Origin of the sequence: Nostoc sp. (genome assembly GCF_036917195.1) — a bacterium.
Lineage (GTDB): Bacteria > Cyanobacteriota > Cyanobacteriia > Cyanobacteriales > Nostocaceae > Nostoc.
In genome coordinates, this window is sequence record NZ_JBALDG010000031.1 from 30,809 (window position 1) to 51,844 (window position 21,036).

A 21,036-nucleotide genomic window follows, 5' to 3' on the forward strand; every position below is an offset into this window, starting at 1 on the left:
GATGTTAAATGTTTCAAAATTTCAAAAGGAGGACTGTAATAAGTTCGGTATTGTATTGCTGGAAGCCAGCAATATGATGAAGCCATGAACAAAACCGTTGAAGTTCTACCGGATCAGCCAGCACTGGTTGCACGAGCGCTAGAATTAATTCTGTCCAAGTTAGAAACTGCCATTGAGCAGCGGGGGCAGTTTACCATCGCCTTATCTGGCGGTAATACACCTAAACCGTTATACGAAGCGATCGCTAATCAAAAACTGCCTTGGGATAAAATTCATATATTCTGGGGGGATGAGCGTTACGTACCACCAGATCACCCCGATAGCAATGAACTGATGACGCGTCGTGCGTGGCTAGATCGTGTTGACATCCCAGCGGCTAACATTCATCCTGTACCAACTTTAGAAGCCAATCCAGAACTGGCTGCTGCTAAGTATGAACAACAACTCAAAGAATTTTTCAATTCTTCTGGGGTCGAGTTTCCCTCATTGGATGTAGTATTACTAGGAATGGGTGATGATGCACATACCGCATCTTTGTTTCCCCATACAGAGGCTCTCAAAGTACGCGATCGCCTGCTGACTGTGGGTAACAAAAACGGAAACCTCAGGATAAGTTTCACATACCCCTTTATCAACTCTGCTCACAGCGTGATTTTTCTGGTTGCTGGTGCTAATAAACGACCAGCTTTAGCGCAAGTCTTTGCACCTGTAGCGGATGACTTCACTTACCCATCCCGCTTAATTCAGCCCCAAGGTGAACTTTGGTGGCTGCTGGATGCGGCAGCAGGTTTGGAACTCCAACATTGAACAATGGGGCATTGGGCACAAGAGGCAGTGCAAAGGGGCAGAAAGACTTACTGTAACTTCCCCTCTGCTTTGCTGGTTACTGAGCGACCTGTCCTGAGCATCTCGGCTTGCGGACATGGAGCCGGAGTCGAAGGAAGTCGAAGTATGCTCCTTTCCTCGCGTCAGAGTGTCCAATTCATTGTTCCATCAGCAGTAATTGCTAGAATCTAAAGCTAGGGCCGCTCTCTGCTTGCCAGTCCTACCTATATTTATGATGATCTTGAACAAAGGCTAAATATCGATGATCGTCTGCCCTAATTGCAATCATCCTAACCCTGACGGCGCTGTCCAGTGTGAAGCCTGCTATACACCCTTACCCGCGACTACTAACTGTCCCAGCTGTGGGGCAACTGTGCAGGCAGATGCTGCATTCTGCGGTCAGTGTGGCTATAACCTTCACTCCGCAGGAGTTCCACATGTTCATACTGCGGTAGCTGCAACAGTTACTCCCAATATTCCTGTGGAAGTTCCGCCGTTAGATCCACCCGATCCACTGTTAGAACTTTTACAACCAGATGCTTTGGGAATAAGCGGTTCTACTAATCCCCATCCCTCTGGCTCATCTTTACCACCAACAGAGGTGGCAGTTACCCCAGTAGCTCCGCCACAGGTATCTGTTACAGAAAGCAGCCTCCCAGAACCACCGCCAACCGTTGTAGCTCAACCCGTAGTTTCTGGACAAAGTATTCCGACTCCACCACCTTTGGAACCAACGCCAGCCTCTGAAGCCGAACTACCCCCGCCAGCAGCAGCACCAACTGCAACTGCTGCCAGAACGCAATTGCAGCAGGTTACAGCGCGGTTAATCCACGTTCAAAGTGATCGGTTAATTGAATTGCCCCAAAATCTCTCTGTGATTCATATCGGCAAGCTCAATGACCGGATTCCCCCAGATATAGATGTTTCAGGATTTCCCAATTCAGAAATTGTCTCGCGGATTCATGCAGATATTCGCGTCGAGGGAGACGCTCACTATGTAGAGGATGTGGGAAGTTCCAATGGCACCTACATTAATAATTTGCCACTCTTACCGGGGAATCGTCACCGCTTGCGACCAGGCGATCGCATCAGCTTGGGTAAAGGCGACTTAATGACATTCCTGTTTCAACTTGCTTAACTGATTGTCGATCAATTGTGACATCAGTCTAGGCATTTTCTGCCCATCCTCCGGCATCATTGAAGGAGGATAAACAAATGAACCGCATCAGACAAGCGACGGATAACTATGTTGTTCTTGATAGCGCCATAGTTTACAGCCGTCGCTTTGATGTGCGAATTGTTGCATTGCCCAGCAACCCCACTACCTTAATAATTACACTAGGATAGAGAAAATACACTGTCAGTTTTAGATTTTGAATTTTCCGGAAAATCTAAAATCTAAAATCTAAAATCCAAAATCGAGTGACCTATGAGGGAACCAAGCAAAAATTTTAAACCCTTGCTCACCAAAGAAGCCCCGCCAGTTGTTGAACGTATGGGGCTAACCTGGTTAATTGCAGCAGCGATCGCAACAGCTTTATTGTGGCAAATACCAGGAGGGGATTATATCTTATACCCATTTACAATCTTGGCAACTTGGTTTCATGAAATGGGTCACGGCTTAATGGCACTCCTATTAGGGGGACAGTTTCAGAAGTTGCAGATTTTTAGCAATGGTTCCGGTGTCGCAACTTATGGTATCCGGTCGGCATTGGGGCCAATTGGCCCGGCAATGGTCGCAGCAGCAGGGCCAATGGGACCGCCTCTTGCCGGTGCAGCTTTGATTCTGGCTTCCCGCAGTTTTAGAGCAGCAACCCTCTGTTTAAAAATATTAGGGAGTTTTTTGCTGTTTTCCACATTAATTTGGATACGTTCCTGGTTTGGATTGGTGGCAATTCCCTTGCTGGGTTTAATAATTTTGGGTATCGCCCTGAGAGCACCTCGCTGGGCTCAAGGGTTTGCCATTCAATTGCTGGGTGTGCAAGCTTGTGTGAGTACGTACCATCAACTTGATTATCTATTTAGTAGCTCTGCTGGCCCCCTTGGACTCTCTGATACAGCGCAAATGCAGCGGTATTTGCTTTTACCTTACTGGTTTTGGGGCGGTTTGATGGCGATCGCATCTCTGGTGATTTTAGTCCAAAGTCTCCGCGTTGCTTATCGTTCGGAGTAATGGGTAATAAGCATCACAAAAAGGCGATTGAATCTTTGACTCTAAGAATTATTGAACATCAAGAAAAGATTAGACTCGAATCAGAGAAGAGTTTTCCTGACGAAGGTTTAATTAAGCATTGGGAAAAAGAGATTCGTGCTTTTGACAAGGCAATCCAACAAGCGCGTAAAAGATTGGGACAATAAATATGCAGATTAGCGATCGCTCTCTTGCAGTCACGAATTCAACCCTCAGTACCTTGATTGCTGAATTAGGTACAGAGTGCCTGAAAGTACAAGCATTAGTTAACCAGTTACAGTTACCTAGTTTAACTGCTAATCAACAAGCTGAAATTCTAGCAGAACTCTTAGCTGCTGCGGTTCATCTGCATAATCATTGTGACGAAGATTTTCAGACGCTAATTAGTGAGGAAATGGAAAATTTGCCTGATGATGAGGATTGAATGGTGATTTCAGTCCAAAGTCTTTGCGTTACTTATTGTTAGGCGTACATGAATGTGCTCCCTTAACGTTATCTAGTCATTTAATATTAGCGATCAATCGCCAAGCATTATTTAAACTGACGGTTGAGCGCGAATTTCATTTGCACAAGGACGACCATGTTCAAGATCAGTAATATTAGCAAAAGTTGTTTCTGCAATATTGTAGAGAGCTTCTACTGTAAAAAAGGCTTGATGTCCGGTAATAAGTACATTGGGGAACGTTGTCAGACGTTGGAAAATATCATCCTGAATAATTTCGCCAGACAAATCCTCAAAGAACAATTCTGATTCTTGTTCGTAGACATCCACACCGAGATAGCCAATCTTACCAGACTTCAATCCCTCAATTACTGCTTGGGTATCAATCAGCGCTCCTCGGCTAGTGTTAATTAGCATCACGCCTGACTTAATCTGTTTTATAGCCTCAGCGTTAATCAAGTGATGCGTTTCAGGAATCAGGGGGCAATGCAGGGAGATAATATCGGAGTTGGCAAATAGCTCAGGTAGTTCTACATACTTTCCACCTAACGCTTCCAATTCTGGATTGTGATAAACGTCATAGGCAAGTAGGTTACAGCCAAACCCCTTCATAATCTTTCCTAAAATTAGACCGATTTTGCCGGTGCCCACAATCCCTACTGTGCGCTCATGCAAATTAAATCCCAACAGTCCATCTAGGGAAAAATTGCCTTCTCGGACACGGTTATAGGCACGATGAATTTTGCGATTCAAGCTTAAAATCAATCCTACAGCATGTTCTGCTACTCCGTAGGGTGAATAGGCGGGAACACGCGCAACAGTAATTCCTAAATCCGCTGCGGCTTGTAAGTCTACATTGTTAAACCCTGCACAGCGAAGGACAACCAGCCGAGTTCCCCATGAGGCGAGAAGCTCTAAAGTTGGGGCATCAACTTGGTCATGCACAAATACGCAAACCGTCGGAAATCCGGCGGCGAGGATAGCAGTATCCCGATTTAAACGGGGTTCAAAAAATACTAATTCGTGTTGGGTGAGAGAATTTGCAGCTGACAAAAAATGCCGATCATAGACTTTTGTACTGAAGACTGCTACTTTCATGCAAAACCTCAAGCTGTATGCTGCATGGTATTCGACTACATAATACCTTGGCAGTTAGAGAAGCGATGTCTATGATGGGCTATTCGGGATCACAGCTTTGAACTTTGCCAGTCTTCAGGATTACTGTTAGTGTAAGCGATTCAATTTTCTCCGTGAGTACTAAACTCAGACGTTTCGCTCAAAAATTAAGTGTTAATTATGTTTCATACCCAATAAATAATTAAGGTAGATGACTTACTTTTGGTTGCTCGAAGTAGCCATACATCACCTGAGAAACTTGACGAATAAAATCCCTAGCTCTATTGTCATTATTCGGTCTTCGGACAAAAATTCCTGCTAAATAACGCTTACCTGATGGCGTTTCAATGATACCCGCATCGCCTAGTACAAACCGCAGAGTACCTGTTTTATGAGCAATATTTGCACCATAACCTAAGCCAGATGGGAGCAATGTTCTATTGTGACAACGAATCATAATACCTAAAACTTGGGATTGACTTGTCATCGAAATTAACTGATTATTTGTAATCAAAGCTGATAGTCGTACCAAGTCTTTTGCACTAGTTTTATTAGTTCCTTTAAAGTCTCCTAGCAGATTGTGAATTACAGTGCTTTGCAATCCCCAACGGTGAAACTTTTGATTTAATTTAGATACACCACCTAAACGGTCAATAATCATATTTGTAGCAGTGTTATCACTAATAGTCATCATCTTAGTTGCAGTTTGCAAGAGACTAAGCTTAGTTCCTACTCGTTGATACTGCATATCTCCAGAACCGCCAGTGACATGTTTGCGTCGCATCACCAAAGTTTCACCTAGTTTGATTCTCCCTGCATCTACTTCCTGAAACAATGCAATCAAAATAGGATATTTAATTGTGCTAGCGGCAGAAAAAGCTTGCTCACCATTAAAACTAAAATAATCCCCAGTTTGTAAGTCCATAAAAAACATTCCGGGAGTCAGGAATCTATAGTGCTCCATTAATGCTTTAATAGGAGTTTTTAGTTCTGATATCTCGCGTCCCAGAGGAACTACACCAGTGAATTTAGAAGTATTTATTGGGTTGACAGGTTCGCTTAGAGGAACCGGAGGAATAAATTTAAGTTTTGGTAGTTGTAAATTATATTGATTTGCACTCCAGTCATTTACGTTGCTAACTTGATTCGTGTTGGGATTAGCTTTTACTGGAGATGACAGTAAAAGAATACTTGTAAGGCTCAATAAGAACCAGCGTAGTTTCATGCAGTGCTGTAAGGATAGTGTTGGATTTATTTACAGAGATTTTCCAAAGAAGTTAATCAAATCCGGATTGATTGACATAGTAATCCCTAAAATATCCCATGTCAAGAGAGATTAATAACACATTACCTAGAATATTGAAAACAAGAATTGTGACAAAAAAGCACAAGGTTGAGTATAGAAAATATGCATAGATTACATCAATTAATTATGTATTTATACAAATATTAATAGATTATGATTACTGTTTTAATTTCGCTAGCAATGATTTATACATTGCGAGAGAGATGAAAAAAGTACTCGCAGTGGAACTAATTAAAAAATGGAAACTGAAAACTACAAAACGACTAATGCTCATTGGCTTTTGAGGATTTTCTCACTGTTATAAAAGTTCTACAGGAGGTTTATCAGCAACAGGTTGGGTGTTTGTTTCAGAGGTCATCTTAGAGGATGTTTGAAAAGTATTTCTGGTACTCTAAAACCTAACCCCTCTAGCCCCCTTTCCCACAAGAGAATGGGGATTTCAAAGCCTCTCAGGAGTGAGGGAGAGGAATGGAAGTGGGGTTTTTAGTATACTTTAGGACTTTTCAAACATCCTCTTAGTTAACCTGATGAATTGATGATAACTGCCAGAGTTGAATTTCATAACAGAGATGCTTATCAAAAATGGTGCGTGCTGCTAATCCTTCGACAATCGGCTTTTCCAGCCAGCGTTTGAACGCTAAACGACCGATCGCGTGTAATGGTGGGAGTGCGATCGCTACAATATCCGCAATATATTTGATGGTGGTCAGCCCAAAAGTCCGGAAGTTATCAACACCCAAATCAATCGTCGGTGCAATTTGGCTGGAAATGTCTTCAGTCTTAATTAACTTGAATCCGGCTTTTATCAACGCCGCCTGAAGCTCGCTAACGACATGACAATTAGAAAAAATTCCCTTTCGATATCCAGCATCAGAGCGCATCATATCTGCAAGCAATAGATAGCCACCACTACTTAATAAACGAGCTGCACCTTGAGCCAAATCGTCAGCAGCAATATATTGGCTGCTTTCACTGAACAGAACTAGGTCGTAGGAGTGTGAAGTGTGAAAATCTTCAAATCTCGTTAAGTAGAAAGGTACTTGAGAGTTGGTATTCTTGATAAACTTTTCTTGTTGGAGTACATCGGGTGCTAATCCCTCAACAGTGAAACCACGTGAGCACAAATATGCTGCGTTCCCACCGATACCACAACCTACGTCAAGCACAGTTTTTGTACCCTCTGGAATAAAACTCAAAAGCTTGGCTGCATAAGCAACTTGCGCCGCACGCAGGCGAGTTACAGTCAATTCTTCACCAGCAGTAGGTAGTGGCTCCCAATAGCCATAATGGAGATAGGAGGAATCTGTGATTCCCATGTAATAATCTATCGCCGCATTTTGATATCGAGTTGGTTTAGGAATGTTGATTGATTTTGACTTGAGCATTGATGAATAAAGTAAGTTTTAGGGTATTTGACTTGGTTGAAATTCTGACCAACGTTTGCAAACTTGTTCGTAGCAATCGGGTGGAGTAATTTTTAGTTGGTGTAAGAAATTGACCTCAGTCAGAGGATCGGCCTTCTCAACAAGACGCTACGCCAACACCACCATAATAATATTGTCTGCGTGTCATTGACTCACTGGGTAATTGCATCAACCACGATAATGAGAAATGTCTTGGGCTTGGACGTTGCCGGAGCATTCCGTTACACAAAAAAAGCAATAATGTTATAGTAATATAGGAAATGCGCTAAAATTTCCCTTACTTCATGGCATTTGAGTATACAATAGATACTCAAATCTGTAAATAAATAGCTGGAGAGGTGTCCGAGTGGTTGATGGTGACGCACTCGAAATGCGTTTTGGGGAAACCCAACGGGGGTTCAAATCCCCCCCTCTCCGTTTTTCCTTATTTTGTAAGCATTTCAATTATTTAAGCTTGAAGTTATCTGGTTTAATTGGTTTAAGTTATGTAACTATAGTTAAATCATAAGTATACACAACCAGGACTTACGCAAAATCATGATAAAACGAACCGCAAAGGACGCATAGACACGAAGTGGCTTCCCGCAGGGTAGGACACAAAGGAATAAGAGTTTCAGAGAGTTGTTGCGTAAGTCCTGACAACATCATATTCATTATTGCCACAAGATTTAAAATATTCTATAAATTCCGAACTATTATAAATATTAATTTATTCAATCTTATTGGGCTGGATAATTACATTGCTTTGATATTTTTTGCTAATTTTGTTATAGTTTTTAGTCAACAAATTTATAAAAATTTCCTTTACTAATTCGTGTGCGCTAATATTTTCACCTACACAGAAACAGACTTTCACTTCTGGGCGATTGCGTAATTCTTCAGTTAATTCCTTTGCAAACTCAGATATTGATTCTAAGGCATTAGAGCTTTGAGTATTTTTGGGATAAACTAATGCCATCGTGTGAGGAGTGAACAATGGCAAATCACAGCATGAGGAGAGTGCTCTCATTTAGTTTTATCAGCGTCTGTTTATATCTGGGTATTAGTATAGGAGTCATTATCCGGCTTGGGCAATCACAGCGATTAAACGCTGCTACTACACCTACCGAGCCTGTGCAATTTCCATTACCTATCCCTGTTACACCATCAACAACAAAACAACAAACCTTTCCAGACACTATTACCATCAAAGCCGTTGGAGATATTATTCCCGGCACTAATTTCCCTAACTATAGGTTACCCCGTTTTCGAGATCAATTATTACCAAAGTCAGTGAGGACTCAGTTGCAAGGATCTGATATCTTATTTGGTAACTTTGAAAGTAGCTTAACTAATTATCCCTACACTGCCAAAGATATTAGTCGTGGACAAATATTTGCCTTTCGCTCTCCACCTGCATATGCCCAGCTATTTGCTGAAGCTGGTTTTAATGTGTTTAATATGGCGAATAACCATGCAATGGACTTTGGGCCTGTAGGATTTAAAGATACAAAGAAAAATCTTGAGGCTGTGGGCATTGCAACATTAGATCATAAAAATCAAATTCTCTATTTGGAAGCTAACAATATCTCTGTGGCAATGATCGGGTTTTCTCCTTATGAAATATATAATTCGATCCATAATTTAGGAGTAGCCCAAGCACTCGTAGCAGAAGCTAAAAAGAAAGCCAACATTATAGTAGTATCGATGCACGCTGGAGCCGAAGGAACGGGGGCACTACAAGTTAAGAATCAGACAGAGTTTTTTTATGGAGAAAATCGAGGTAATTCGATCAAGTTTGCTCGAAACATGATTGATGCGGGAGCAGACTTAGTACTTGGACATGGCCCTCATGTTCCGAGAGCGATGGAAATATATAAAGGAAAAATCATTGCCTATTCTTTAGGAAACTTTCTGGGATACCGGACCTTATCTACAAATGCCCAGACGGGTGACTCAATGATTTTAGAAGTTAAACTTAACCCAGCGGGAAATTTAGTATCAAGTAAAATTATTCCTGTTCGGATGGATCGGCAGGGAATCCCTCATATCGATCAGCGTTTTCAGACTGTAAGACTTATGCGTTATTTGAATTATCAAGCTTTTCCCAAGAATCCGGTGAAAATTAATAAGAAGGGGGAAATTGTTGTAGGCAATATCAAATACAAATAAAGAACCCTTTAATTGTTATCATCTCCCAATTTTTTCGGAAATTTGTCATTTTGAGGTTGACTCTGAATCGGTGAATTTGGCGTTTCCTGTGTTGGTACTACTATACCAGAAGGATCTGATTGTTTGGATTCGGTTGACGGTGCTGTTGGTATAATCACAGGATGTGATCGATTTAGAGGCTGAGGGGAGGCAGAATTTTGCTTAAAAACAGGTGAGTTATTTTGTGGCAATGTTGCTGGGGAAGCATTACGAGATGACCGGATCGCCCGTAGTTTCTCTACTAACGAGGGTGTAGGTGAAACCTTAGGTAAAGGTGCGGATTGTTCCGAATCACGCCGTTGTGATTCTCTTGTAGGGTTGCTGGGAGTTTCTGACGGGGAAGAACGACGATTACGCCGCCGCTGCTTGGAATTAGAAACAGGTGCTGATTCGGTTCTTGAAGTAGTGTTAGTCTGTTCACCATTCTCGAAGCTAGGTACTTTCGCGGCTGGCTTTTGAGTTGGCTGTTCAAAAAGCGGCTTTACTGTTGGCTGCGGCTGAGATTTGGGTAAAATTCTAGTGATGCCAAAACCTGCTGTAGCGGCAACCAAGGCTACACCTATACCAATGTATATTTTAGATGACCCTAGTTTTTTCGCCACTACAGTCTTCTTGGCGATGCCTGGGTTGGGCTGCACCAACACAGATGGTCTATGAAGGCGATTTTGGGTAGTTTTTCCAATTAATGCTGCCTGTTGGGCAGATAAATTGACAGTTGGTACTGCGTAAGTGGCTAACGCTTCCGGTGTCATATTCACGCCATCTCCAGGTAGCAGTTGTAACCACTCAGCAACTGTCGCTGGCCGAAAACGAGATTCCACCGCCATACCGCGCATTACTGCCTGATTGACAGCAGCACTCAAGTGTGGTTGCAGTTCGCGGGGGGAAGGCATTTGCTCGCGATCGCGCAATAATGCTGGCATAGGAACTTGAGCAGTCAACAGAGTATATAAGGTTGCGGCTAAACCATAAACATCCGTGGCGGGTGTGCGCGGCGCTTGCGTCAGGTACTGCTCAATTGGAGAATAACCCTCAGAAACCAGACCTGTGTGAGTCTGTCTGACACCCCCATTAAATTCCCTGGCAATGCCAAAATCAATTAGCACTACTTCCTGCGTTCCAAGGCGTTGGATGATATTATCTGGTTTGACATCTCGGTGCAGCAAACCGTTGTTGTGTACTACCTGCAAAGCTGCCCCAATTTGCCGGATGTAATGAATTGCTGTGGCTTCTGGCAAAGGTATCCCTGGTAATACAAATGCGTCTGTCAAGGTTTCCCCAGGAATGTATTCCATCACCATGTAAGGCAGTCCAGCTTCAACAAAAAAGTCACTGACTCGAACTATATTTGGGTGGATACACGTAGCTAATCGTCTGGCTTCATCTTGGAATTGGCGCTCAAATTTCGCGAAATCAGGATGTTGTCGCAGCCGTTCATTGATGGTTTTCATCACCACCTCCTGACCCAAGTAGCGATGAGTAGCTTTAAATGTAATGCCAAAACCACCCCGCCCTATTTCTTGAATTAGGGTATATTTTCCATCCTGCAAAATTGTGCCTGCTAACATAGAGAATCCTGAGTCTTGAGTGAGCAGATAACTAGCGAGTTCTGAGTCTTGAGGGATTACCAAAAAATTTTCCCATATTTTATATAGGACAGGGTTATTGCCTGTCTATCCTACAGGATGATTTAGTTGTTGGAACTCCCTAAGCGGGAAAAACCTCCCCACGATCACAACAGTTTTATCTTTTTCATAGGATAACGCGGGAGTTGAGAAATCCTGAAAGAAAAAACAGACTCAAGTTGTCTTCCACGTCCGTCATGTCAAGCAGGAAACTTGATTCGACATTTTACTTGCTACAACGCCTAAAGAGCAACTCACTAACTTGGCTCTAGCCACATTAAAAGCGATCGCTTCTATGATTTACAAGTCTGCCTGCAAATTGCTCAAGTCTGAGTTTTGCTGTCTGATTATTAACCATAAGCAAAAAATTAGTAAAATTCTTTCATTTTTCAACAATCGCCAGTTTGCTATTTGAACTATTGACAAATCCATCAATAAATGCATAAATTTATCGTTTTGATTCAGTAGCTGTTAAAGAACTGAAGTTTGAAATAGATGGGGTATTTTTACTACCAGAAAAGGAAGGTACGGATATTGTATATTTCTGTGAGGTGCAGTTCTAAAAAGCGGTACGAATGTTGATAGCACTATTAAAATCACCTCTGCGGTAGTAAATCGCCGCACCAGTACGCAAGTAATCCGCCACTTCAAACGAGTGAGGCAAATCTACCACCCGCTCTCCTAGATAAAAAAGCCCCGTTAATATTGATGTTTTGTTTCTTATGAGTAATGTATCTCGCTTATCCCTAGCCTCTAACTCCCAAGCTGCAACTTCTCCTTTGCGGTTACTTGTATTAAGTAATGGTCATGGAGAAGATGTAATTGCAGTTCGGATTTTGCAAGAACTCCAACGACAATCAAACCCACCAGAGATATTTGCTTTATCTCTGGTGGGCGAAGGACGTGCTTATCAACAGTTGAATATCCCTCTGATCGGTTCAGTCCGCACTATGCCTTCTGGCGGCTTTATTTATATGGATGGTCGCCAATTAGTGCGGGATGTACGCGGTGGTTTATTGCAACTTACCCTCAGCCAGATTAAAGCTGTCCGTCGTTGGGTGAGTTCTCAAAAAAAATTAGGTAATAAAAGAGCAATTTTAGCTGTGGGAGATATTGTCCCGCTATTGTTTGCAACTTTCAGTGGCGCTAATTATGCTTTTGTGGGTACGGCGAAATCTGAATATTATGTGCGGGATGAAGCTGGATTATTACCACGGAAATCCAAAGATGCGCGTTGGGAAAACTTTTCTGGTTCAGTTTACCATCCTTGGGAACGTTGGTTAATGAGTCGTCGCCGTTGTAAGGCAGTGTTCCCTAGAGATGCACTGACGACGGAAACATTAAAACAATGGCCAATTCCAGCTTTTAATTTGGGTAATCCGATGATGGATGGTCTGCAACCGACCTTTTCACGCCAACAATTTTACAGTCAAAATAGTCAACAGCAAGAGACAGTTCGACCTTTAATGGTGACTCTTCTTCCTGGTTCCCGTCCACCAGAGGCATACACTAACTGGGAAACAATTATGATTGCCGTATCTGCGTTGATGGCAAGTTTCCAGGAGCGAGATTCAGTGTTCTATACTTCTGGCACAGTAGTGTTTTTAGGTGCGATCGCTCCTGGTTTAGACTCTAATATTCTATCCCGAAGTGTGCAATCCCAAGGCTGGCGCACTCAATCAGCATCTCCTCTCAAAATCTCTGATCCAAATGTCTTTACATTTAAACAAAGGAATGCATATTTATTGCTAACACAACAAGCCTATAATGATTGTCTGCATTTGGGAGATTTAGCGATCGCAATGGCAGGTACAGCCACAGAACAGTTTATCGGTTTAGGGAAACCTGCGATCGCGATTCCTGGTAATGGACCCCAATTTAACCGGGGCTTTGCTGAAGCTCAAAGTCGTCATTTAGGCTCATCTTTGATTTTAGTCGAGGAGCCAGCAGAAGTTGCCCAAATAGTCCAGTCCCTATTCAAAAATCCTGATATTTTGCAAATTATTGCCGAAAATGGTTTACGACGCATGGGTAAACCGGGAGCCGCATTACGCATTGCGGAATGTTTACAGGAACGATTCGGTTAAAGAGGCATTGGGCATTGGGCATAAGAGGCACAGGGGCAGTTGTTATTGGGGGCAACGAGGAAAATTAAAATTACCTTCCCCTTTGCTCCCAGCAAGAACTACTCCCCTGCCTCTTCTTCCTCTGCCTGCTCTGTTCCCTGCTCCTTGTCCAGTACTTTAGGCCACCAACCCAGAACGTAGGGCCCTAACAGCAGCTTGCGTACGGTCATCAGCACATAATTTATTTAGAATATTACGAACATGGGTTTTCACAGTACCAACTGTAATATAAAGTTTCTCGGCAATTTGCCCATTGCTACACCCAGCTACAATCAACTCTAGGATTTCCAGTTCACGTTGAGTCAGGGGGTATGTTTCCAAAACTTGCTCATATTCTGACGCCAGCGCCTCAATTTTTACAGTCTTCGGCTTGTCAGAGTTTTGGCTCTCTCCAGGAATACCTTGCCGCATCTTCCGCAATACCACGTTGGCAATTGCCGGATCAATCCAAGAGTTACCGCCGTGAGTTGCTTGGATTGCCTCCGTTAATTTACTGATACTTGTTTCTTTCATGTAATAAGAATCAGCACCCGCTGCGAAAGCTGCAAGTACAGCATCCTCTGTATGATCCATTGTTAGGATCAGAATCTTCGTTGTGCCTTGCCCACTTTCAACTTGGTAGCGTTTGAATTTACGGGTGAGTTCGATGCCATCCATGTCAGGCAAGCCGATATCTACAACAGCTACATCTGGCTTTGCCGTTTCTAAAAGTTTTAATCCTTGGGTAGCATTTGCCGCTTCGCCAATTACTTTCAATGCGCTGTGAGATTGTAATGCTGCTCGTAGCCCCATTCGCGTTAAGTCGTGATCTTCAATTAAAATAATACTAATTTCATTCATAGCTACACTTACTCTTACGCTGTTTGCAATCTTTCAAAGTATTACCTTTTATAAGCGCTATCTATCTATTTTCCCAAACTAAAGATAGATGATTTTTCAAACAGTCTGCATCCACCGATAGAAATAAGAAACACCCTATTTTTTAGTATTTAGATAGAGGACATATCTAGCTGGAGATATATAGATACTTACACAAAAAGTATGAAATATTGAGACTAATGCAAAATTGCCCCGTTTGCTCAGAATTAAGCTTTTAAGTAGGCACGCATAATTAAACGCAATGAAAGTCCATATTAGATTTATTTATACCCATCCGCTTAGTTGCTATTTTCGATCAGTTAATTACTATTATCTTGTATAAAGCTTTGAAAAAAAGCTTACAAAAATGCACAAATTACATACAACAGATCGAACTTCTGACTTTTCACGGCTTCTGGAAAACTTTACTTCCATTCCTCTCTCCTGCTTTTGAGAGGGTTTTAATTTTTCCCCAACCATACAAGGTTTGAGGCTGAGGGGTTAAGATTTCGCCCTCTTGTTTTCCATATGACCTGAATTATCAAGCTCATTGGTGGACAATTTCAAAAGCAATTCAAGCACAATTACCAAAGGTAATTACTCATGCCTCCATATGGTGGGAGACTTAGAGATCACAAGTTAGACCCTTCAGCAATCAAAGTAGACAACTAATCTTTTTAATGCTAAAAGGCTTAGAAGCACTTAATATTCTTCCCAAAGTTCACAAGAAGGTTTGAGGAATTTTCCAAACAGTGGAAGTCCGCGATCGCCAAAAAAATACTAACACAGGTGTGGCGATCGTTCAAAAAATTGTCAAAATTCCAGGAGGTAGGATTACTTCGGATTCACAAATAAATATAGGTAGTACTTTGTCATCTACCTGGTTTAGGCAATCTGATGAGTAAAACTACTCAGGCTTATGGTAGACGATAATGGTATGCAACTCTGACCAATGGGTGACGACGGTCGCTTGCTGACTCATTTACAATTGTATTAAGCTTAGTAAAGTATTTTATTTTACTTTATATTAGCTCTAACTGTTGTATTCAGAGCAATAGTTTTCAGTTTATTAATTGCTAATTGTTTTAAAACTATTAGTCATTAACTAGGAGTTGAATTCCAATATTAGGGTAAATTAACCAGATTGAGAATATAACAAACTGAATTCAACCTAAAGAGAAGTATTGGATATTATACAAAATGCCTTAGTAAATCAAGTGAGAGATTTTAAATGTCCGAAAATCTTATATTCTTTAGTTGGATAATCTGAAAAAAGAAACATTATACATCAACCTATGTTTGGCGGCAAAAATAAAAACTGATGAAACAGACGCTGAAAATTTTGGTTGTAGACGATAACGAAGTTGACCGGATGGCAGTCCGTGATGCGCTGACTAAAGCAGGTGTTCAAATGGAACTGTTTGAAGTAAGCAATGGCAATGATGCGTTTTCTGCCTTAAACACTACTGCCTATGATTGTGTTTTCTTCGACTATCGCTTACCAGATCAGCATGGACTAACCTTCATTCAACAGCTACGTTCTTCCAAAATTAAAGTTCCTTCAGTAGTCTTAACTGCTCAAGGAGATGAACAAATTGCTGTGCAATTAATCAAAGCTGGTGCTACAGACTATCTATCTAAGTCAAAGATATCTCCAGAAATGTTGGTACAGGTTTTGCGGAGTGCGATTCGGATTTATCGGGCTGAAACGCAGGCTGCTTTGGTAAACCAGCAGCTTAGAGAAAGTCATGAACAACTCATTCGTAAGAACCAAGAATTGGAAAGACAACAGCAACAGATTCAAATGCAAAACTTCAAGCTATTGGAGGTATCACAGCTAAAATCACATTTTTTGGCAACTATGTCCCACGAACTCAGAACGCCGATGAATGCGATTATTGGTTTTTCGCAAATACTGTTCCGTTCTAAGTTCGGTCAACTAACGCACCAGCAAGCAGATATGGTTGAGCGGATCTTGAATAATGGGAAGCATTTGCTGATGCTAGTCAATGAAGTTCTTGACTTTTCCAAATTGGAGGCAGGACGATTAGACTTCAAGGCGGAAATATTTGATGTATCAAAGGTAATAAATCTCGCTGTAGGTGAAATGCGTTCCCTTGCTGATGCCAAAAATCTATCATTGTTAGTACAAACAGATTTGCAAAATACTTTGGTATTTAATGATCCGGTTCGGATCAAACAGATTTTAATTAATCTGCTCTCCAATGCCATTAAGTTCACAGAGTCTGGGGAAATTTGGGTTGAGGTTAAGGAATTACCTGCAAGTCGAGTGACAATTGTTGTTCGGGATACAGGTATTGGCATAGCACCCAGAGATTTTAAACGTATTTTTGAAGCATTTTGGCAAGTCGATCAAACTATCACTCGTAAATATCCAGGTACAGGTCTGGGTTTGGCAATTATAGATTCGCTGGTGCCAATGATGGGCGGCAAAATTTTTCTTGAGAGCAAATTAGGCATCGGTTCAATGTTTAAAATTGAATTGCCGCGTCAAATCACATTATTCACTGAAGCAGTTGATGCTCCAGCTATAGAGTTAGATGGCGACGAGATTTATAGCTCTGTTAAAAATCCGCATCATTCATCTTCTCAAACCAGTTAACAGCAATAGGATATCCGAAATTTAAACTATAAATTGCTTTCAAAAAAACTGATAAAAGTTGATAAATTATGTCTGTAGTTGAAAATAATAAAATTGATCGTATCCTCGCAGTTGATGATACTCTAGATAATCTCATTTTGGTTCAAGCAATTTTAGAAAGTGAGGGCTATGAAATTGATTCGGTTTCAGATGGAATAAAGGCTTTGCAGCAAGTTGAACAATCTCCACCCGATCTGATTCTGTTAGATGTGATGATGCCGGGAGTCGATGGTTATGAAGTCACACGTCGGATTCGGAATAATCCAGCAATTAGTTATATTCCAATTCTGTTAATTACTGCCTTTCATGAATCTAGCGTTGTCGAAGGTTTGGATGCTGGTGCTGATGACTTTATTCGTAAACCATTTGATACCGATGAACTACTGGCAAGGGTGCGATCGCTGTTGCGTCTCAAGCACAGTCTGGACGAACAACAAAAAATGGCCCGCCAACGGGAAGACTTTGTTTCGCGTCTGACTCATGATTTGCGAACTCCCCTAGTAGCCGCCGATCGCATGTTGAATTTGTTTGAGATGGAAACATTCTGCAAAATTTCGCCGGAAATGAAACAGGCGATCACAGTCATGATTCGCAGTAACCAAAATTTGATGGAAATGGTGAACACCCTCCTAGAAGTCTATCGCTTCGAGGCAGGTAAAAAAACGTTGAATTGGGAAGAATGCGATTTACGTGAGATATCTCAAGAAGTAGTGAGCGAACTAAGTCCTCTAACTAGTGAAAAAGGTTTGACTCTGGAAATAGACACCCGTGAATTAGACTCACAAGGAAAAAATGCTGGTATTATTATGGGCGATCGCTTGGAACTACGCCGGGTGCTAAACAACCTGATCGCAAATGCGATCAAATTTACAGATACAGGAGGCATCACAATCCGCATTTTTGAAACATCACCTCATCCAGAAAATCAAGATTCAGTAACAATCGAGATCCAAGATACAGGATATGGGATTGCGCCAGAAGATCAGGCAACAATTTTCAAGCGATTTCGCCAAGGTAAACATAAACGCTCAGGTAGTGGCTTAGGACTACATCTATCCCATCGGATTGTAGAAGCGCACGCAGGAACTATCCAGGTCACCTCTGAAGTAGGTAAAGGTAGTTTGTTCACTGTGCAACTACCTAAAAATATTTAAGTTTTCTCCTTCATCCAAGGAGTTATAGTTGCTTGATCACGTCTAAAGGGTCAAAGCGATCGCTTTGACCCTTAAAAAATAAATTAAACGATAAATCTGATTCTTTCGTTAATACATTATTATCTGCTAATACGAGCAAGTAAGCTCTGAAATAAACCTTCTTGAAATAACTTTTCAGCATCAATAGATGCCAATAAACTCCTTGCAAGAATCTCTGAATTGTAAGAATTCTTGATTTCTTTCCCAAGATAGGGTCTGATATACCAACACAAAAGCTCAGTAAAATCATGTCCATGAATTTTATATCGTATTTCTATCAGTTCTTTTGCACGTAATTCTTCGAGTTTAGTTATGAATCTCGATTCTTCTGAGCGATTACCATTGCTATTTAAATATTTAGTAATGAAAGTTTTTAATTCAAACTGAACCTGATTATTTTTTTTATTTAATTTACAGCAGTCACCAAATTTTTCGAGCCATTTCATATTTAATTCAAGTGTTTCATTGGTAGCCCTAATTAAGAATAAATCCTCTAATACTCTAGATAATTGATTAAGTACTTCCCTAGCTTTGGGCTGAGATAAACCTAGTCCTAAACGCAGGTATTTATCTAAAACAACCTCGTTAAATAAGTACATCTCAAGACACGAATAATCAGTAAATAATAGTAAATTACACTGATAATCTTTGCCAAATAGCCAATCAAAATCCTTATCTGCAACACATGTAATATGTAGAGGAGTTTCTGAGAGTTTATCATTTATATAAAGGGCAAGAGCAATAACACGACTTCGATTATTGTCTTTTAATCCTTGTTCAAATAATAATTGGGCAGGAATTTCAACTGTATCAATTTCATAAACAGCAAAACCTTGATTTTTTTTCTGGTCTAAAAACCATTCTATCAATAGCTTATCTGTCTTACCTTCAACATATATATCACACAGATCAGGCTCAAGTTCATATCTAGTTATAAGTTCGTCAAGCGTGCGTCGTATTTCATTCTCCATTTCTCAATTATTTCTCCATCTTCACAAGCTTAACGACATTGTTGTTGTACTGAGAAAGTAATTCAATTGAATGAGTAGCTAATATAAATTGAACTTGGCTTCCTTTTGTCAGTTCAAGCAATGCATGAATAAGTTGACGTTGCCATTTTATATTTAGTGATATTTCTGGCTCATCAATAATAAAGATTGTTGCTTTATCTCTCGCTGTCAGAGTATTGCAAAAAAGTAGTAAGAGTTGTTTTTCTCCTGAAGAAAGCGTTTCTGGAGATAATTCTTTTCCTTCTTCGGTAAATATTTTTAGTCCGTCTCTGACATGCAACCTTATATATTTATCACGAAAAAATAACTTATTGATTGTCGTTTCAAAAATGGTCAATAAATTTTGTGTATCCTGGAGAGCATCAAAACGTGCCGCTACACTATCTAAGTATGGTTTTAAAACTCTTGATATAATCGAGTAATCAGCTTGAGCATTAGATTGCAGTATCTGAACTATTTTCTGAGCCTCCAATGGTGGCATTAACCCAAAGCGAGAAAAATCTTTGCTGCGATTCTCATGAGCTTTGAGTTCTTCAATTAGCATTGCAGATGATTGTGGTAGTTCTTCAACTCTCCTGCCTGAACTTTGAATAATTGTTAGAATGATTTCCTCATATATACTATGAACATTTTCTGCTCCCTGGTTAGCGCCTCTTAACGCCTGTTCACGAATCCATTCTTCAGTTCTATAAATAGATGTTTTAAGAGCATGTTCTCTATTTATGGTATATTTATCTTCAAGCGTATTCCCGAAGCTTGATAATAGTATTCTGCTTATTTTTTTTTCATCTTCTCTATCTTCAGTTTCAAACATATCACTATCTAAAACTCTATTATCGCCTAATAAAAATAAACTTAATTGAAGTTGCGAAATATTCTTGTAAAATTTCTCTCCTGGTAGCTCATCTTGTATTCTTCTGATGCGATTATCAGACTCAGCTTGAATATCTTCAGTAAAGATAATGTTATTCCCTTGTGAAAGCTGAAGTCGAAATGATCCAATTAAGCCGCCATTTCCTCGACTGGCAATAATACTTGTTCTATCAGCCAGAAAGACTGAAAACTTGGCAAAAGGGGTTTTAGCTAAAAAAGTGCGATGACCGCGATGGTGACCTGTTGAGAGCAGGTGAAATAAGAGCTTGAGGATAGTCGTCTTACCAGAACCATTGTCACCATAAAGGATGATTAGTGAAGAATCTATGTGAGGATTATTATCTTTTTTGACCAAAGTATATGTATACCTACCAAAGAGCCGTTCTACTTCAATGCGAACTACTGATAGGGGAGGACTAGCTGTGTTTATATCGAGCATCTGCATAAAAATTGCTGTTCCTTATTTGAAGAGATAGGGTTGTAAAAGCTGAAATTTCTTTTACTCCCCTAATTACACTTTATCGTTCAATCAGATGGCAATAAACTCTTGAACTACATTTAGACAAATCTAGCTACAATAATTCATTGCTTTTGACTAATTCACAATCTCTTACGCCTTAAATGTCAATACCGGACTCAACCGTGCCACAACGTCCACCATTTCTGCCTCAACCTGCACATCAATCACAGATTGAATCGGTTTGTAGGCGACGGGTGCTTCTTGAATTCGGCGTTCTTCACGCAAAGTGATGCAGTCTATTCCAGTTAATCCCAGTTCTGCCTCACTTTGGGATGCACCTTTGCGGTTGAGGTCAAAGCGAGAATAAATTCTTCCCGCCCCATGTGAGGCCGAATTACAAAATGCTGGATTGCTTCTACCCACCATCAGATAAGAATAAGCACCCATTGAACCAGGGATAATCACTGGTTGCCCTACATGGGCTGGACTTGCGCCCTTGCGTGTTACCCACTTCTCAATTTTGGATTTTGGATTTTGGATTTTGGATTGTAGAGATGTTGTACCCAATGTCTCTACATCTTCAAGTTGTGGCAAGGTGATGTTATGGGGCAAGTCATAAACTAGAGGTGCTTCCACATCTTTAGACTTGTCGCTTAATAAGGTAGAGTAACGATTAGCAACTGGAATGAGACAGAAAAATGCTAGACATCAATCGGGTGTTGAAAGAAGACCGCC

General features: G+C 40.8%; 19 protein-coding genes, 1 tRNA gene and 2 pseudogenes. 13 read left to right on the forward strand and 9 right to left on the reverse strand.

Annotation, left to right across the window (positions count from 1 at the left end; all coding sequences use genetic code 11):
• The first annotated feature begins 84 nt into the window (after nucleotides 1-84).
• The 6 genes from pgl to V7K40_RS10850 all read left to right on the forward strand — a co-directional run bounded on the left by pgl (nucleotide 85) and on the right by V7K40_RS10850 (nucleotide 3,440).
• On the forward strand, nucleotides 85-807 hold the full coding sequence (gene pgl, locus V7K40_RS10825; protein WP_334959319.1) for a 6-phosphogluconolactonase: 723 nt from the start codon (nucleotides 85-87) through the stop codon (nucleotides 805-807).
• Nucleotides 808-1,087: 280 nt separating this feature from the next.
• Entirely contained in the window at nucleotides 1,088-1,963 is an 876-nt protein-coding gene (locus V7K40_RS10830) for an FHA domain-containing protein (protein ID WP_334959321.1), read from the forward strand.
• Between the two features lie 77 nt (nucleotides 1,964-2,040).
• Nucleotides 2,041-2,172, forward strand: coding sequence for a hypothetical protein (locus tag V7K40_RS10835; protein WP_298919359.1), 132 nt, complete (start codon nucleotides 2,041-2,043; stop codon nucleotides 2,170-2,172).
• An 82-nt stretch (nucleotides 2,173-2,254) separates the two neighbouring features.
• Nucleotides 2,255-2,998, forward strand: coding sequence for a M50 family metallopeptidase (locus V7K40_RS10840; RefSeq protein ID WP_334959324.1), 744 nt, complete (start codon nucleotides 2,255-2,257; stop codon nucleotides 2,996-2,998).
• Nucleotides 2,998-3,183 (forward strand): hypothetical protein, encoded by a 186-nt coding sequence (locus tag V7K40_RS10845; RefSeq protein ID WP_334959326.1) that lies wholly within the window; start codon nucleotides 2,998-3,000, stop codon nucleotides 3,181-3,183. The genes V7K40_RS10840 and V7K40_RS10845 overlap by 1 nt, the downstream gene beginning before the upstream one ends.
• A gap of 2 nt (nucleotides 3,184-3,185) precedes the next feature.
• Complete coding sequence (locus tag V7K40_RS10850) at nucleotides 3,186-3,440, forward strand: hypothetical protein (protein ID WP_334959328.1); 255 nt, start codon at nucleotides 3,186-3,188, stop codon at nucleotides 3,438-3,440.
• A 111-nt stretch (nucleotides 3,441-3,551) separates the two neighbouring features.
• Here V7K40_RS10850 and V7K40_RS10855 read toward each other — a convergent pair whose 3' ends face one another.
• From V7K40_RS10855 to V7K40_RS10865, 3 genes are all read right to left on the reverse strand, one after another.
• Nucleotides 3,552-4,556: a 2-hydroxyacid dehydrogenase gene (locus V7K40_RS10855; RefSeq protein WP_334959330.1), complete on the reverse strand. Its 1,005-nt coding sequence runs from the start codon at nucleotides 4,554-4,556 to the stop codon at nucleotides 3,552-3,554.
• A gap of 220 nt (nucleotides 4,557-4,776) precedes the next feature.
• On the reverse strand, nucleotides 4,777-5,799 hold the full coding sequence (locus V7K40_RS10860) for a serine hydrolase (protein WP_334959332.1): 1,023 nt from the start codon (nucleotides 5,797-5,799) through the stop codon (nucleotides 4,777-4,779).
• 596 nt (nucleotides 5,800-6,395) lie between these two features.
• The gene (locus V7K40_RS10865) at nucleotides 6,396-7,265 is read right to left on the reverse strand and encodes a class I SAM-dependent methyltransferase (protein WP_334959334.1); all 870 of its coding nucleotides are present in this window, start codon (nucleotides 7,263-7,265) and stop codon (nucleotides 6,396-6,398) included.
• Between the two features lie 371 nt (nucleotides 7,266-7,636).
• Between V7K40_RS10865 and V7K40_RS10870 the strand changes: the two genes are divergently transcribed.
• A tRNA-Ser gene (locus V7K40_RS10870) sits at nucleotides 7,637-7,721 on the forward strand.
• A 292-nt stretch (nucleotides 7,722-8,013) separates the two neighbouring features.
• Here the strand turns inward: V7K40_RS10870 and V7K40_RS10875 are convergent.
• The gene (locus V7K40_RS10875) at nucleotides 8,014-8,262 is read right to left on the reverse strand and encodes a hypothetical protein (protein WP_334959336.1); all 249 of its coding nucleotides are present in this window, start codon (nucleotides 8,260-8,262) and stop codon (nucleotides 8,014-8,016) included.
• 17 nt (nucleotides 8,263-8,279) lie between these two features.
• On the opposite strand from V7K40_RS10875, the gene V7K40_RS10880 reads away from it, so the two are divergent.
• A complete protein-coding gene (locus V7K40_RS10880) occupies nucleotides 8,280-9,455 on the forward strand; it encodes a CapA family protein (protein WP_334959338.1) in 1,176 nt (391 codons plus the stop codon).
• Between the two features lie 8 nt (nucleotides 9,456-9,463).
• Here V7K40_RS10880 and V7K40_RS10885 read toward each other — a convergent pair whose 3' ends face one another.
• Nucleotides 9,464-11,062, reverse strand: a complete 1,599-nt coding sequence (locus V7K40_RS10885) for a protein kinase (RefSeq protein ID WP_334959359.1) — start codon at nucleotides 11,060-11,062, stop codon at nucleotides 9,464-9,466.
• Between the two features lie 503 nt (nucleotides 11,063-11,565).
• Here V7K40_RS10885 and V7K40_RS10890 point away from each other — a divergent pair.
• Together V7K40_RS10890 and V7K40_RS10895 are read left to right on the forward strand one after the other, a co-directional pair.
• Nucleotides 11,566-11,679 (forward strand): annotated as a pseudogene (locus V7K40_RS10890) (DUF2887 domain-containing protein); the annotation flags it as partial.
• Between the two features lie 162 nt (nucleotides 11,680-11,841).
• The gene (locus V7K40_RS10895) at nucleotides 11,842-13,206 is read left to right on the forward strand and encodes a lipid-A-disaccharide synthase-related protein (RefSeq protein ID WP_334959340.1); all 1,365 of its coding nucleotides are present in this window, start codon (nucleotides 11,842-11,844) and stop codon (nucleotides 13,204-13,206) included.
• A gap of 156 nt (nucleotides 13,207-13,362) precedes the next feature.
• Here the strand turns inward: V7K40_RS10895 and V7K40_RS10900 are convergent, their stop codons facing one another.
• Nucleotides 13,363-14,085 carry a response regulator transcription factor gene (locus V7K40_RS10900; RefSeq protein WP_334959342.1) on the reverse strand — a complete coding sequence of 241 codons (723 nt, stop codon included), beginning with the start codon at nucleotides 14,083-14,085 and terminating at the stop codon, nucleotides 13,363-13,365.
• Nucleotides 14,086-14,855: 770 nt separating this feature from the next.
• Here V7K40_RS10900 and V7K40_RS10905 point away from each other — a divergent pair.
• From V7K40_RS10905 to V7K40_RS10915, 3 genes and pseudogenes are all read left to right on the forward strand, one after another.
• The gene (locus V7K40_RS10905; protein ID WP_334959344.1) at nucleotides 14,856-15,008 is read left to right on the forward strand and encodes a hypothetical protein; all 153 of its coding nucleotides are present in this window, start codon (nucleotides 14,856-14,858) and stop codon (nucleotides 15,006-15,008) included.
• A gap of 416 nt (nucleotides 15,009-15,424) precedes the next feature.
• Nucleotides 15,425-16,758: pseudogene (locus V7K40_RS10910) on the forward strand (ATP-binding protein).
• A gap of 36 nt (nucleotides 16,759-16,794) precedes the next feature.
• On the forward strand, nucleotides 16,795-17,919 hold the full coding sequence (locus tag V7K40_RS10915) for a hybrid sensor histidine kinase/response regulator (protein ID WP_334959346.1): 1,125 nt from the start codon (nucleotides 16,795-16,797) through the stop codon (nucleotides 17,917-17,919).
• A 119-nt stretch (nucleotides 17,920-18,038) separates the two neighbouring features.
• Here V7K40_RS10915 and V7K40_RS10920 read toward each other — a convergent pair whose 3' ends face one another.
• From V7K40_RS10920 to V7K40_RS10930, 3 genes are all read right to left on the reverse strand, one after another.
• On the reverse strand, nucleotides 18,039-18,929 hold the full coding sequence (locus V7K40_RS10920; RefSeq protein WP_334959348.1) for a hypothetical protein: 891 nt from the start codon (nucleotides 18,927-18,929) through the stop codon (nucleotides 18,039-18,041).
• A gap of 7 nt (nucleotides 18,930-18,936) precedes the next feature.
• Nucleotides 18,937-20,286, reverse strand: a complete 1,350-nt coding sequence (locus V7K40_RS10925) for an AAA family ATPase (protein WP_334959350.1) — start codon at nucleotides 20,284-20,286, stop codon at nucleotides 18,937-18,939.
• A gap of 165 nt (nucleotides 20,287-20,451) precedes the next feature.
• On the reverse strand, nucleotides 20,452-20,937 hold the full coding sequence (locus V7K40_RS10930) for an RtcB family protein (protein WP_334959352.1): 486 nt from the start codon (nucleotides 20,935-20,937) through the stop codon (nucleotides 20,452-20,454).
• Nucleotides 20,938-21,036: the final 99 nt, after the last annotated feature.